This window comes from Pseudomonas sp. GW822-FHT06D10 (genome assembly GCF_058799535.1).
In genome coordinates, this window is the sequence record NZ_JBXALN010000003.1 from 508939 (window position 1) to 522823 (window position 13885).

11 protein-coding genes are annotated in these 13885 nt (G+C 66.0%); 4 read left to right on the forward strand and 7 right to left on the reverse strand.

Features of this window, described 5'->3' with window-relative positions:
- Positions 1 to 2 precede the first annotated feature (2 nt).
- The 7 genes from AC1RL5_RS12295 to tagH form a co-directional block, all read right to left on the reverse strand.
- The gene (locus AC1RL5_RS12295) at positions 3 to 737 is read right to left on the reverse strand and encodes a PP2C family protein-serine/threonine phosphatase (RefSeq protein ID WP_011064247.1); all 735 of its coding nucleotides are present in this window, start codon (positions 735 to 737) and stop codon (positions 3 to 5) included.
- A complete protein-coding gene (gene tagF, locus AC1RL5_RS12300) occupies positions 738 to 1391 on the reverse strand; it encodes a type VI secretion system-associated protein TagF (RefSeq protein ID WP_053154571.1) in 654 nt (217 codons plus the stop codon).
- Entirely contained in the window at positions 1388 to 4894 is a 3507-nt protein-coding gene (gene tssM, locus AC1RL5_RS12305) for a type VI secretion system membrane subunit TssM (RefSeq protein WP_492589318.1), read from the reverse strand. Before tssM ends, tagF begins: the two co-directional genes overlap by 4 nt.
- Positions 4891 to 6216, reverse strand: a complete 1326-nt coding sequence (locus AC1RL5_RS12310) for a DotU family type VI secretion system protein (RefSeq protein ID WP_011064250.1) — start codon at positions 6214 to 6216, stop codon at positions 4891 to 4893. Before AC1RL5_RS12310 ends, tssM begins: the two co-directional genes overlap by 4 nt.
- 6 nt (positions 6217 to 6222) lie before the next feature.
- Entirely contained in the window at positions 6223 to 7557 is a 1335-nt protein-coding gene (tssK, locus tag AC1RL5_RS12315; RefSeq protein WP_011064251.1) for a type VI secretion system baseplate subunit TssK, read from the reverse strand.
- 15 nt (positions 7558 to 7572) lie between these two features.
- On the reverse strand, positions 7573 to 8079 hold the full coding sequence (gene tssJ / locus AC1RL5_RS12320) for a type VI secretion system lipoprotein TssJ (protein ID WP_011064252.1): 507 nt from the start codon (positions 8077 to 8079) through the stop codon (positions 7573 to 7575).
- 64 nt (positions 8080 to 8143) lie between these two features.
- A complete protein-coding gene (gene tagH, locus AC1RL5_RS12325; protein WP_103290834.1) occupies positions 8144 to 9616 on the reverse strand; it encodes a type VI secretion system-associated FHA domain protein TagH in 1473 nt (490 codons plus the stop codon).
- A gap of 393 nt (positions 9617 to 10009) precedes the next feature.
- Here tagH and tssA point away from each other — a divergent pair, with 393 nt between their 5' ends.
- The 4 genes from tssA to AC1RL5_RS12345 all read left to right on the forward strand — a co-directional run bounded on the left by tssA (position 10010) and on the right by AC1RL5_RS12345 (position 13743).
- Positions 10010 to 11029 carry a type VI secretion system protein TssA gene (gene tssA / locus AC1RL5_RS12330; RefSeq protein WP_492589317.1) on the forward strand — a complete coding sequence of 340 codons (1020 nt, stop codon included), beginning with the start codon at positions 10010 to 10012 and terminating at the stop codon, positions 11027 to 11029.
- 81 nt (positions 11030 to 11110) lie between these two features.
- Positions 11111 to 11626: a type VI secretion system contractile sheath small subunit gene (tssB, locus tag AC1RL5_RS12335; RefSeq protein ID WP_011064255.1), complete on the forward strand. Its 516-nt coding sequence runs from the start codon at positions 11111 to 11113 to the stop codon at positions 11624 to 11626.
- 16 nt (positions 11627 to 11642) lie between these two features.
- Positions 11643 to 13136, forward strand: a complete 1494-nt coding sequence (gene tssC / locus AC1RL5_RS12340) for a type VI secretion system contractile sheath large subunit (RefSeq protein WP_011064256.1) — start codon at positions 11643 to 11645, stop codon at positions 13134 to 13136.
- 118 nt (positions 13137 to 13254) lie between these two features.
- The gene (locus tag AC1RL5_RS12345; protein WP_011064257.1) at positions 13255 to 13743 is read left to right on the forward strand and encodes an Hcp family type VI secretion system effector; all 489 of its coding nucleotides are present in this window, start codon (positions 13255 to 13257) and stop codon (positions 13741 to 13743) included.
- Positions 13744 to 13885 lie beyond the last annotated feature (142 nt).

A 13885-nucleotide genomic window follows, 5' to 3' on the forward strand; every position in this document is an offset into this window, starting at 1 on the left:
GGTCAGTGTCCTGCGGCCTTGATCACGATGGCGGTGATGTTGTCCGGAGCGCCCCGGGTCAGGCCCAGGTGGATCAGGCTGCGCACCACGTCATTGGGCTCGCTGTGGCTGAGCACGTCACGCAGCTCAAAGTCCTCGGCGGTCTTGTTCAGGCCGTCGCTGCACAGCAGGAAGGTGTCGCCGTCCTGCACCTGCAGGTCAATCTGGGACAGCTCCAGCTGGGCCTCGACGCCAATCGCCCGGGTCACGATGTTGGCCCGCGGGTGCACCCGCGCCTCGGCCTCGCTGAGCAGGCCGCTGTCCTGCAGGTCCTGGACGTAGCTGTGGTCCCGGGAAATGCCTTCCAGCTGTTCGTCCCGCAACCGGTACAGGCGGCTGTCGCCGGCCCACAGGCACACGGCCCGGGCCCCGCGTACCGCCAGCAGCACCACGGTGCTGCCCATCATGGTCACCCCACGGTTGGCGGTTTCCTCGCGCACCGCGGCGTTGACCGCGGCCAGGCCGTTGCGCAGCGCGGCGACATAGTCGTCCAGGCTGTCGGCGGCCGGAACCGCCCGCAGGCTGTCGACGATCAGGCTGCTGACATAGTCCCCGGCGGCGTGCCCGCCCATACCGTCGGCCACCAGCCACAGGCCGGTCTCCGGGGCTTCGAGCCAGGCGTCTTCATTGATTTTCCGCACCATGCCGACATGGCTGTAGCTGGCGGACTGGTAGGACAGTTGCGGCGCTGAACGCATTTAGACGGCACCCTCTTGTCCGAGCAAAAATTGCGCAAATTCACTGGCCGGCGGCAAGCCCTGGCAGCGCAACAGCATTGGGCTGATGTACTGCGAACCGCGCCCCCACCAAGCACTCGATCCCGCGCAGGCCTGGGCCGCGAGTACCGCGCCCCGGGCCTGTGGATCGCTGACGTAAAACCGCTGCAGGCCGGCGTAGTGGCTGCCTTCGATCCGGCTGGCCGGGCTTGGCGCGCCCAGGGCCTGCAAGCCCTCTTCCAGGGCTTCGAAACTGGCGCCCTCTTCCAGGGTCGCCAGCAACAGCTCTTCCACCTGTTCGAACCACTGCTCCGGGCCGCCGACCAACGAAGCCAGGTCAGCCTCGGGCTCCAGCAGCGCAGCCACGGTCAGGGGGAAATAGCGCCCCACCCGGTCGATGCTCGGCATCACCACCCCGACCACCGCCTGGGGCCCGCAGACCCCGGGGGCCAGGGCGAAGCGCCACAACGGGCTGATCAGGTAGGCGTTCAGCCACTGCTCGCCCAGGGCGTTCTGGCTGGCCAGCAGCCCCGCCGCCAGCCAACTGTCCCAGGGGCCGATGAAACTCTGCGGCAGGCCACGGCTGACAAAATCGCCGCGGCTGGCCAACTTGCCGTACAGGCCGGGCGCCGTCATAGCCGCTCCGGCAGGCTGAAGCCACTGAGCACCCGGCTCTTGAACGGGTTGAAGGCGCTGCTGGCCCGCAGCTCGTAGGAAATGCTCGCACCGTCCACCCGTAGCCGCAGGTTGAAGCGGTCCGGCGAATTGGTGGCGGTCAGGTCCGACTGCTCCAGCAGGCGGAACCAGGCCCAGGGGCCATCCAGGGTGATCCCGGAACGCCCGGTGGGCGACGGCGGCATGATCGACAGGCGCACCACGCCGATGCTCCCCGGGTTGGGCCATTGCATGGCCACCGGCCGGCTCGGGCCGTGGTCGTAGCTCAGTTGCTGGCCGTCCAGGTCGAGCAGGAACTGGCTGATATTGGCGTCCATCGCCACCGGCTTGAGTTCGAAACGCACGGCCGGCTGGGTACCGCCACTGGAGCGGAAGAAGGCGTCGCGAATGTTCGAAGCGCGCTGGAAGGTCTGCAGCACGCCTGGGGAAATCCCCAGCTTCTGCGCCGCGCCCGGCTGCCAGCTCCAGGTGGTGGTCGAGGTGTTGACGTAGGGCTGCAGGTACTTGCGGAAGTAGTTGTCCATCACCCCGCCGGTGCCGAAGAACTGGCCGAAATCTTCCAGGGTCGCGTCCCGGGAGCTGCCCGGCGACATCGGATAACGGCCGCTCAGGGACTGGCGATAGACGTTCACCACTTCGCTGACCCAGGCCGCGTTCAGCTGGTTGCGCACCCCGCCCATCATGGTGTTGGTGGTGGAGCCCACCACCGACTTGACCAGCCCCTGGACCACCGGAGGCTGGCGCTCGGCGGTCAGGCTGACCCGCGCCGCAGCGGCGCTGGCCTGGTTCTTGGCCTCGCCCAGCAGCGCGTCGCCGCTGGCCCCGACCATGGCGCTGACCTGCACGTACAGGGCGTTCATGTCCGCCAGCAGGCCGTCGATGGCCGCCGGCTCGCCCTCGCCCTTGCTCACCAGGCTGTTGAGTTCGGCGAAGTGCGCGCTCACCGGGTCTTCGCTGCTGGCCACGGCAGCCGGGTTGGCCGACTGTTCCTGGCCCAGCAGGGTACCCAGGCGTTGCTTGAGCTGGTCCACACCGCCCTCGACCTTCTGGCCCTGGGCCGCCAGCAGGCGTTCTTCCTGTTGCAGGTCGGTTTCCTTGGCCACGGCCACCAGCAGCTTCTTCAGCGGCGAAGTGGGCCCGGAAAGAATCCGCAGCACGTCGGCGGCCTGGGCCACGCTGGTGATCGGCACGAAGTCGATGTCCGCCAGCAGGGCGTCCCACTGGCGCAGGTAATCCTGGAAGTACAGGCGGCGCACGTCGGCGGCAAGGCTGGCGACGTTCTGCTGGTCGGCCTGATCGCGACCCAGCACCCACTGTTCTTCCGCCAGGGTGCCTGCCTGGTTGAGGCTGGCCAGGAGGAAGCCCTGGCGGTAGCCCTTGGCGGTGAACAGCCCGCTCAGGGGCTCGCTCAACGGCTTGCCGCTCTTGCGGGTGAACACCAGCGCGGCGTCACGGCCACCGGCCTCGCTGAGGCGAAAGTCCGGCACGCCGTCCGGCAGCTTGGCGCGCTTGACCCGGTCATACACCCGCTGGGCCACCGGCAGCTGTTGCAGCTGGCGGCGCAGGTCGTCGATCAGGCGCTGGTCCAGGCGCGCATTGGGCGGATGCTTCTCGAACAGCGCCTGCAGGTGGCCGGTCAGGGCCTGGCGTTGCTCGGGCGGCAGGTCGCGGGCCAGGGTGTGATCCCAGTCCAGGGTGATCCAGGCCTTGATGAAGTCCGGGTCGTAGTGCTCGCTGTCCGCCAGCATCAGGTAGGCCTTGAGCCCCTCGTAGAGGAAGTCCGAGTTGCCGCCGCTGTGCAGTTGCTCTTCGATGCGGGTCATCAACCGTGGAGCGAACACCGCCACCAACAGCTTGCGATAGACGCTGGCGGACTCGGCTTCGAGCATGTCGCCCTGGTACAGGCCCAGGCCTTCGGCCCAGCCCGGTGCGTCGCCGGCCAGGTGGCGGGTGGCGTTGAGCAGCGGCAGCACCGCCAGCACATCGCGCTGGGCCGGGCTGAGGTTCTGCACGTCCTGGCGCACCGGGCCGACGCGCTGGTCGACCTGGGCAATGTAGGCCTGGTTGGCCCTGTAGCTGATGATCCACAAGGTGCTGACCACCAGCACCAGGGCTACGGTGCCAGCCAGGGCGCCACGGGCGATCCATTTGCGCCGGCGCTCGACCTTGGGGTTGACCCCCACCAGCCCGCGCTCGGCAAAGGCCACGGCACTGAACAGCTTCTCGATGAAGTAGCTGCGCCCGGTGCCGGTCTGCCGCGCCAGGTGCTGGCGGTCCAGGTTCATGCTCTGGGCCATGGCGCCGATCAGGCGGTCGATCGGGCTGCCTTCCTGGGTGCCGCTGGTGAAGTACACCCCGCGCAGCAGTACCCGCTCTTCGAAGGCATTGGGCTTGAACACCCCTTCCAGGAAGCTCTGCAAGGATTCCTTGAGCGCTGCGAACTGCTGCGGGAAGCCGTAGATCAGGTCGCGCCGCGCCGGGTCGCGTTCCTGCTGCAGGCGTTCCACCAGGCGCTCGTTGAGCCGCTGCTCCAGGGCCGCCAGTTCCGCCGGCAGGTGGGCCAGGGGGCTGTCACCGCTCTTGCCGTCGTCCAGGGCGAAGGTCATGCCCCAGACCTGCGCCCGCTCTTCCTTGCTCAGGGAGTCGAAGAACTCCATGAAACCCGGCACCAGATCGAGCTTGGTGAGCATCAGGTAGATCGGGAAGCGCACTCCCAACTGGGTGTACAGCTCCTGGATCCGCAGGCGGATCGCTGCGGCGTGGGCAGCGCGCTCCGCTTCGCTGCCGAGCAGCAGGTCGGAGAGGCTGATGGCAACGAAGGCGCCATCGATCGGCCGCCGCGAGCGCTGGGTTTTCAGCAGGTCGAGAAAGCCCAGCCAGGCTGCCTTGTCCACCGTGGCGTGGCTGTCCTGAGTGGTGTAGCGGCCGGCGGTATCGAGCAGCACGGCCTGGTCGGTGAACCACCAGTCGCAGTTGCGGGTGCCGCCCACGCCGCGTACGGCACCGGCGCCCAACTGGGCGGCCAGGGGGAAATGCAGGCCGGAATTGACCAGTGCGGTGGTCTTGCCGGAACCCGGCGGACCGATGATCACGTACCACGGCAGCTCGTAGAGATTGCGTCGCTCGTCACCGCCGAGCTTGGCCTTCTTCAGCAGCGCCAGGGCTTCGTCCATGCGCTGGCGCAGGGCGGCCAGTTCCTCGGCAGTGGCCACGCTGTCCGGGTCCGGCGGGGTGTCGGCGGCCAGGCTCTGCAAGACCTTGGCCGCATGCCGACGGGCCTGGATGATGCAAAACACCCGGTAGCCGATCCACAGCGCGAAGATGAAAATGATCAGCGTCCAACGCCGGCCTTCCGGTACCAGGAACTCCAGCAACGGGCCAATGAACCAGATGATCAGGCTCAGGGCGATCAGCCCCAGCAGCGGGATCACCCAGCGAATCACAAAACTGAAAAACGCCTTCACTCGACCCCCTCCGCCAATACGCTGATTTCTACCCGACGATTACGTGCCCGCCCTTCGGCGGTGGCATTGGTTGCCAGTGGCTCGGTGTCGCTGCGGCCTTCGGCGCTGAAGCGCTCCGGCTGGCCAGTCTTCGCCGCGAGGATCTGCAGCACCGATTCGGCGCGCGCCTGGGACAGCTTCCAGTTCGACGGGAAGCGCAAGGTGGCGATCGGTCGGTTGTCGCTGTGGCCGGTGATCCGCACCTGGCCCTTGACCTTGCGCACGGCGTCGGCGATGCGCAGCATCAGCGGCTGGTAGTCGTCGAGGATGCTGGCGCTGGCCGAGGCGAACAACTCGTCGCCACGGATGGTCACCACCGAACGGTCGACGGCATCTTCCACCGCCACCCGCCCGGCCTTGATGTCCTCGGCGAGGAAGCCCGCCAGGCGCGGACGCTCGACAATCTTCGGCTGGATCACCGGGCGGTCCAGGGTCTGCACCGGGATCTCGCCCAGGGCATGGATGTTCTTGAACACCGGCTCGGCGTCCGCCGCCAGTTTCAGGCGCAGGCCGAACAGCAGCGCCAGGAGCAGGGCCACGCCGATGGCGATGCCGACCCAGGGCGGCATGAACTGGGCCAGCCGGTCACGGGCCACGGTGACCCCGCGCCAGTGTGGCGACAGCTCGCGCTCGTGCTCGCCACGGGCGCTGCGGATGGTGGCCGCGGTGCGCTCGCGCAGGGCCTCGAGCTGGCTGCGACCATCGATCATCACCCGGTAGCGGCCTTCGAAACCCAGGCACATGCACAGGTACAACAGCTCCAGCAGGTACAGGCGCTCGCGCGGGCTTTGCAGGCAGTGCTCCAGCAGCTGGAAGACCTTCTCGCCGCCCCAGGCCTCGTTGTGCACGGTGATCAGCAGGCTCTGCTTGCCCCAGTCGCTGGTGCTGCCCCAGGGCGTGCTCAGCACGGCTTCATCCAGGGCAGTACAAAGCGCATAGCGCGCCAGCAGCACGTCGTTGCGCGGCACGCCGGCGGCTTCCGCGCGCTCCTCGAACTGGCGCAGGTAGGCCAGCAGTTGCGCCCGCAGGCTGGCCGGCGCCGGGTGCGCCAGGGTGCTGCGCAGCCTTGTGAGCAAGGCCAGCAGTGGGCCCGCGGCGCTTTCCAGGGGGTTCAGGCCACGGGCCTGGCCGGCCGGCAGCGGCGCCGCCGGCATGGCCAGCGACGGCGCGGGCGCAGCAGCCGGGCGCCCGGGCTCGGGAGCACGGCCACCGGGGCGCGGCATGAATTGGGTACGGTCGTTGGGCGGGGACGGCTGCCCTGGCGAATCGTCGAAAGGATGCATCGCGACTTATCCTCGAATGGCCCAGAAGGCCAGGTTCAAGCCCGGGAATTCTCCCGCGACGTGGAACGCGAAGCCGCCGGAGTGAACCAGTTGTTTCCAGTGCTCGCTGCCACGGTCCAGCTCGTAGTAGGTCGAGCCTGCGTGGTACGGCAGTTGCCGCGGCGCCACCGGCAGCGGCAGCAGGCCGATACCCGGCAGCTGCAGGTTGACCAGGTCGCGGATGTGCTCCACCGAACCCACCTTGCTCTGCTGGGCGAAGCGCCCGCGCAGGGTTTCGCCCGGCACGTCGGCACGCACCACCAGGATGAAGCTGGCGTTCTCCAGCAGGGTGCGGTCGGCCAGCATCGCCACGTGTACGCCGTAGGCTTTCTCGACGATGGGGATCGGCGTTGCCTTGCTGTCGATCAGCATCGACAGCGCTTCACGCAGGGCCTGCATCACCGGGGCGAAACTCATGGCCAGCTCATCGTGCTGGTACTGCGGGTATTGCTCAGGGCGCCGGGCGCTGTGGGTGAAGGTCGAGAACTCGCCGGCCAGGCTCACCAGCTCGCTGAACAGGCGCTCGGGGTGCAGCGGGCTGATCTGGCTCAGGTGGTTGACCAGGGGCTGGGCGCGGTTCACCAGTTGCAGGAGCATGAAGTCGGCGATTTCCGAAGCGCCCCCCGCGCCCGATGCCACCACGCGCCCGGCCAGGGCCTCGCCGCGCTGGTGCAGCAGGCCCAGCAGCTCGCTGCGAAAGGCGCTCAACGGCTTGGACGCGGCCACGTCCAGCACCGGCGGAATGTAGCTGTCGTCCAGCACCAGAGCACGGTCGGCGCGTTTCTCCTTGACCCGCACCACGCCAATGGCGGCGTAGTCGCTGAGGCCGTCCTGGGCGGTGAGCAGGCGCAGGGCCCGAGAGCCCACGGCCACCGGCGCGCGGTTCTCGAACGGTGCGTTGTCGTCACGCACCTCGCGCACCTGGCTCAGGTAGCGGGCACCGCCCAGCTCTTCGCCCTCGTCCACGGTGTCCCGGGCGCCGGCGCGCTTGAGGGGCAGCGCCAGGTACACCAGGCCGTCACGCAGGTTGTCGTCGATGCACAACGGGCTGGGCGCCAGGTCGTCATGGGGAATGTTGAACGGCGTGCCGTCGGGCAGCAGGCCACGGGCGCTGACGATGGCCAGCTTGCCCTGGGCCAGCAGGCCCTGATCGATACGCAGCTCGGAGAACCCCCAGGCTCCCGTCGACAGCGGGCGGCTGCGGGCGTCGATGAGGTTTTCCAGGTAACGGTCATGCTGCTGGAAGTGCTGGGTTCCAATGAACATGCCTTCCGACCAGACCACGCGATTGTTCCAGGACATGGTTGCTCCGATTGCCTATTGGGCAGGGCTGGATGGGGATGCCACGAGCTCGGCGCTGACCGCGCGGACGTCGAGGACGATCTGATATTGGTTGCTCAGGCGCTGCGCGGTGTTGACCCCGACCCGCCACAGGGCCTGGTCCACTTCGCGATAGCCCACCAGCAGGCCGACCTGACGGGTGGCCGGGTCCAGGGTGCGCTTGAGGGTGAACTGGTCGCCGGGCTTGACCAGCACTTCATCCTGGTCGATCAGGTCCGGGCCGAGGGTAGCCGGCGCCCGCTCCGCCAGGGCGAAGTAGTCGGCGCGCATGAAGGTGGCCGGATTCTTCAGCTCGAAGATCCGTACCCGCACCGGCGTGCTCTGGCCATCAGGCCCAGGGTTGAGCCCGCTGACCGCCTGGAAATGCAGCTCCACAGTCGTGGCGCCGGGCGCTTCCTTGGCCGGTTCGCCGGGAGGTGGTGTGTCCTTGGCACAGGCCGCCAGTACCAGCATGGCAACCAATGTCAGCAATCGTTGAATCATCCTGCGTCCTCAATGACGTATCAGCTGTCCGTGTATCCGTGTTTTTCGGGTGTTCCAGGCGCGCTCAGGAACGGCGCAGCCGGTGGGTGTGTTCTTCATAGGCGCGGCTGAACTCACGACCGAAGAGGTCCTGGAAATCGTCCTGGGCCTCTTGGGAAATCTGTTTGTAGAGTGCAGTGAACTGCTGCCAGTTCTGCGCCTGGCGCGAGCCGCTGAACAGGTTGCCCAGGCCGCCGGGGCGAGCCATGCGGGCTTCCAGTTCAGTGGGCTCGAAGCGCCCCAGCAGGTGCTTGATGGCCGCTTCCACACCGGCCATGACCGCCAGCTGGTGGGCCCGCAGGTCATCGAAACTGTCCTGCACGGCCTGATCCGGAGCCATGAATGCCTGGTTGCTGTGGCGCAGCAGCAGGAGCATGGCCTCGTCCACATTGGGGGCGAACTTCAGCGGGTTGTTTTCCACCGGGCGGATCATCGTCTGCTGCATGCGGAACTCGCCCTTGAGGCTGCTGCGGGCACGCAACACATCGATCAGGCCCTCGACCATCAACCGGTAGCTGCGACCCAGGCTTTCCATCTGGGCCTGGGCCTGCTGCGGCTCGATACGCAGTTGATCGAGCCCGGCCCCGCGCAGGAAGGCCTGGAGCAGATCCCCCTGGGGGGCGACCGGGGCCGGCGCGGGCGTGACAACAGGAGCCAGCTCCACTTCGGAAACCACCGGTGCCACGGGCGCCTGGGCGATCGGCTGCGGCTGCGGCTGCGGCTGCGCGGGTTCTGCCGCGAACGAGGCCTGGTGGGCAATCGGCGCGGCGGCAACCACCGGCGGGGCAACCACGGGCGGCGCACTGGGCACTGGCGCAGGGCTGGCGGGCGTCGAGCCGAACAGGTCCCAGTCCTCCGGAATCACCGCCCCGCCCTGGGGCGCCGATGGCTCAGGTGGTGCCACGGGCTGGGGCACCGCAGTGGGGGTCGGCGGGCGAAAATCGTGCTGCTCGGCCGGCACGTGGTCCGGCTGGGTGGCCGGCGGGGTCGCGCTGGGGGCGAGAAAGTCGAACAGATCGGGAAAGGTGTCCTGGGCCGAGGCACCCTGGAAGTGCGCCACCGGGGCCATGGAAATCGGTTCGATAGGGGTCGGCGACGCCGCCTGACGCCCCATCAGCGCCTCGAAACTATTGGAGCTGTCCCCGGAAAAGGGTTCAGCCCCCGGGCGGTTCAGACTGAAATCGATGCGCGCACTGATTTCATAATCGCCAATGCGAATAACCTCGCCATCTTCCAGTGGCTCGCTGCTACCCCGGCGCATACGAATACCGGCACGGACTAACTCCACACCATTAGTACTGTTATCGGTCAAATAATAACGGCCATCCTTGTATTGGATGACACAGTGCCGCGCGGAAACTAAGCGTTCGGGATCAGGAAGTACCCAGTCATTATCGGAACTGCGGCCAATTGCCATCATTCCCTGGTCCATTAGTTTTTCAGGGCATTGACCAGGGGTAATCTTGTGATAACTAGTGATAGTCAAACACAGCGACATCGCGCCTCCTTGCTGTACTTCCGCGTGCGAACCGGCGAAGGGAAAAAAGTTCCGTGAAAAAATGAAAAGTCCGCAAAAAATCCTTTAAACAGCGCCGTTCACAGCATGATCGCTCAACTTAAACTACACGCATGACAAAAGCCTTTCGTACCGCCCCGATCTGACTCGCCGGTCAAGGAACTAATAAGGCGACATAACACTGTCATGCGGGGCGAATAGCTTACCTTGACAAGGCACAACTACTACACCAAAAATGCACAACTTCTTGAACACGGATGATGGCTCACTAGTATCAACGAGTCCATATAAACCAAGAAATGTGCGCGAGTTCACAAACAAACTAGTGCATTAATTGCCTGACTGTCCTGCAGGCTGATAGGGAGATCAAACCAGGTGGATGTACCGATGTTGCTCGCCGCGGTTTCAGCAACTTCGCCTTGTGGCGAAGACCTGGAATATGACGCGGATTTCTTGCACTTGGAGCGGGCCGCACAGGGCCAGCCCGAGCGCAGCATGGGCGACTCGATCCTGCCGGCCGAGCCGCCGGACTGGCGCAGCATCCAGCAACAGAGCCTAGACCTGCTGGCGCGCAGCAAAGACCTGCGCATCACCCACTTCCTCCTGCAGAGCACCCTGGCCCTCGAAGGCCTGCCGGGCCTGGCCACCAGCCTCGAACTGATCGACGGCCTGCTCCGGGATTACTGGGCGGACCTGCATCCGCGCCTGGACGCCGACGACGACAACGACCCCACGGTGCGTATCAACGCCCTGGCCGGCCTGGCGTCCGACACCACCATCGGCCTGCTCCGCGAAGCCATCCTGACCCGTTCCCGGACCTTCGGCCCGGTGAGCCTGCGAGCCGCGCTGAACGCCGCCGGCCTGCAGCACTTTTCCGGCGAGAGCCTGGGCTCCGACCACCTGGCCGGCGCCCTGCAAGACAGCGACCCCGAGCACCTGGATGCGATTCGCAGCGCCTTGAGCGCAGCCCGCTCGGCGGCCGAAAGCATCGAGAAACAGGTCAGCGAACAAGTAGGCTCGGCCAGCGGTGTAGACCTCACGGCCCTCAAGCAACCCCTGCGCCTGGCGCTGCAGGTGCTGGGCCAGCACGCCCCGCAAAGCGCGCAGAACGCGGTCGAGGAACACGCCGATGGGCCGTCCACCGAAGAGCCCGGTGCGCCCGCAGCGCCAGCCCCGGTACGGATTTCCGGCGAGATCAGCAGCCGCGAAGACGTGCTGCGCAGCCTTGACCGGCTGCTGGCCTACTACAGCCGCCACGAGCCTTCGAGCCCGTTGCCGGTGCTGCTCAACCGGGCCAAGAACCTGGTCAACGCCGACTTCGCGGCCATCGTGCGCAATCTGATTCCCGACGGCATGTCCCAATTTGAAAACCTGCGCGGCCCTGAATCCGACTAACCCCGGAACAACCGAGCAGTATCGTCAGCGGCAACCACCGACCGACGCCAACACCGTCGCAGCAGCGACCAGGAGCACAACGTGGCGAAGCAAAGTTCTCAAAAGTTCATCGCGCGCAACCGCGCGCCCCGGGTGCAGATCGAGTACGACGTCGAACTCTACGGCGCCGAGAAAAAGGTCCAGCTGCCCTTCGTCATGGGCGTGATGGCCGACCTCGCCGGCAAGCCCGTGGAGCCCCTGGCGGCCGTGGCCGATCGCAAGTTCCTGGAAATCGACGTCGATAACTTCGACTCGCGCCTCAAGGCCATGCAGCCTCGGGTGGCCTTCCACGTGCCCAACGAACTGACCGGCGAAGGCAACCTGAGCCTGGACATCACCTTCGAGAGCATGGACGACTTCAGCCCGGCGGCCGTGGCGCGCAAGGTCGATTCGTTGAACCAGTTGCTGGAAGCCCGCACCCAGCTGGCCAACCTGCTGACCTACATGGACGGCAAGACCGGCGCCGAAGAAATCATCATGAAAGCCATCAAGGATCCGGCGTTGCTCCAGGCCCTGGCCAGTGCGCCAAAGCCTGCTGACTCCGAGCCGAACGCGTAAATCAGGACCAACGATCATGACCGAATTGATGCGTGACAATCAGGCGCAACCCGGCGCCACCGAGCAGGCCAGCGAATTCGCATCGCTGCTGCTGCAGGAATTCAAGCCCAAGACCGAGCGTGCTCGCGAAGCCGTGGAAACCGCGGTGCGGACCCTGGCCGAACAGGCCCTGGCGCAGACCGACCTGGTGTCCAACGACGCCATCAAGTCGATCGAGTCGATCATCGCCGCCATCGACGCCAAGCTCACCGCCCAGGTCAACCAGGTGATCCATCACCCGGAATTCCAGAAGCTGGAAAGCGCCTGGCGCGGCCTGCACTACCTGGTGAACAACACCGAGACCGACGAGCAGCTCAAGATCCGCGTGCTCAACATCTCCAAGCCGGAGCTGCACAAGACCCTGAAGAAATTCAAGGGCACGGCCTGGGACCAGAGCCCGCTCTTCAAGAAGATGTACGAAGAGGAATACGGCCAGTTCGGCGGCGAGCCTTACGGCTGCCTGGTGGGCGACTACTACTTCGACCAGTCTCCACCGGATGTCGAGCTGCTGGGCGAGCTGTCCAAGGTTTGCGCCGCCATGCACTCGCCGTTCATCGCCGCGGCTTCGCCGACCGTGATGGGCATGGGCTCGTGGCAGGAACTGTCGAACCCGCGCGACCTGACCAAGATCTTCACCACCCCGGAATACGCCGGCTGGCGCTCGCTGCGTGAATCGGAAGACTCGCGCTACATCGGCCTGACCATGCCGCGCTTCCTGGCGCGCCTGCCATACGGCGCCAAGACCGACCCGGTGGAAGCCTTCGCCTTCGAGGAAAACACCGACGGCGCCGACAGCTCCAAGTACACCTGGGCCAACGCCGCCTACGCCATGGCCGTGAACATCAACCGTTCGTTCAAGCATTTCGGCTGGTGCTCGCGGATCCGCGGCGTGGAGTCCGGTGGCGAGGTGGAAAACCTCCCGGCCCACACCTTCCCCACCGACGACGGTGGCGTGGACATGAAGTGCCCGACCGAGATCGCCATCTCCGACCGTCGTGAAGCCGAACTGGCGAAGAACGGCTTCATGCCACTGCTGCACAAGAAGAACACCGACTTCGCCGCCTTCATCGGCGCCCAGTCGCTGCAGAAGCCGGCCGAATACGACGACCCGGACGCCACCGCCAACGCCAACCTGGCCGCGCGCCTGCCGTACCTGTTCGCCACTTGCCGCTTCGCTCACTACTTGAAGTGCATCGTGCGCGACAAGATCGGCTCCTTCAAAGAGAAGGACGAGATGCAGCGCTGGCTGCAGGACTGGATCCTCAACTACGTCGACGGTGACCCGGCGCACTCCACCGAAACCACCAAGGCCCAGCACCCACTGGCCGCGGCAGAGGTGGTGGTCGAGGAAGTCGAAGGCAACCCCGGCTACTACAACTCGAAGTTCTTCCTGCGCCCGCACTACCAGCTCGAAGGGCTGACCGTGTCGTTGCGCCTGGTATCCAAACTGCCGTCCGCCAAGGGCGCCTAACCCATAACCGACTCAAACCTGCGGCCGCAGCCACAGGCCGCGCGAGGTCCCCAGGGCCTCGCGCAGCGGCGACAGAAGCTGAATCAACATCGTGGCAAGTGCCACACAGGGAGAAAACATGGCTGTTGATATTTTCATCAAGATCGGTGACATCAAGGGCGAGTCCATGGACAAAGCCCACAAGGACGAAATCGACGTGTTGAACTGGAGCTGGGGCATGTCCCAGTCCGGCAACATGCACGTTGGCGGTGGCGGCGGCGCGGGCAAGGTGAACATCCAGGACCTGTCGCTGACCAAGTACGTGGACAAGGCATCGCCGAACCTGATGATGCATTGCTCCAGCGGCAAGCACATCGACAAGGTGCGCCTGACCGTGCGCAAGGCCGGCGGCGAGAGCCAGGTCGAGTACATGATCATCGACCTGGAAGAAGTGCTGATCACTTCGCTGAGCACCGGCGGTTCGGGCAGCGATGACCGCCTGACCGAAAACATCACCCTGAACTTCGCTCAGGTGATGGTCGAGTACCAGCCGCAGAAAGCCGACGGCACCAAGGACGGCGGCCCGATCAAGTACGGCTGGAACATCCGCTCCAACACCAAGCGCTGATCCGCTTCGGTCGCCGCCCCGTGGCGGCGACCGGCCCGGCCCTCGCGTTGCGCCTGGCGCAACGCGAGGACGGTTGGCCAGGACCGCGTCCTCGTGAGTCTTTGGTTATGCCCCTTTTCGTGACGTCATGCCTGCGCAATCC

Coding starts and splice junctions, on each gene's coding strand:
- AC1RL5_RS12345 (WP_011064257.1), top strand. CDS start 13,255: ATGGCTGTTGATATTTTCATCAAGATCGGTGACATCAAGGGCGAGTCC.
- tssC (WP_011064256.1), top strand. CDS start 11,643: ATGACCGAATTGATGCGTGACAATCAGGCGCAACCCGGCGCCACCGAG.
- tagF (WP_053154571.1), bottom strand. CDS start 1,391: ATGACGGCGCCCGGCCTGTACGGCAAGTTGGCCAGCCGCGGCGATTTT.
- AC1RL5_RS12310 (WP_011064250.1), bottom strand. CDS start 6,216: ATGCATCCTTTCGACGATTCGCCAGGGCAGCCGTCCCCGCCCAACGAC.
- tagH (WP_103290834.1), bottom strand. CDS start 9,616: ATGTCGCTGTGTTTGACTATCACTAGTTATCACAAGATTACCCCTGGT.
- tssK (WP_011064251.1), bottom strand. CDS start 7,557: ATGTCCTGGAACAATCGCGTGGTCTGGTCGGAAGGCATGTTCATTGGA.
- tssJ (WP_011064252.1), bottom strand. CDS start 8,079: ATGATTCAACGATTGCTGACATTGGTTGCCATGCTGGTACTGGCGGCC.
- AC1RL5_RS12295 (WP_011064247.1), bottom strand. CDS start 737: ATGCGTTCAGCGCCGCAACTGTCCTACCAGTCCGCCAGCTACAGCCAT.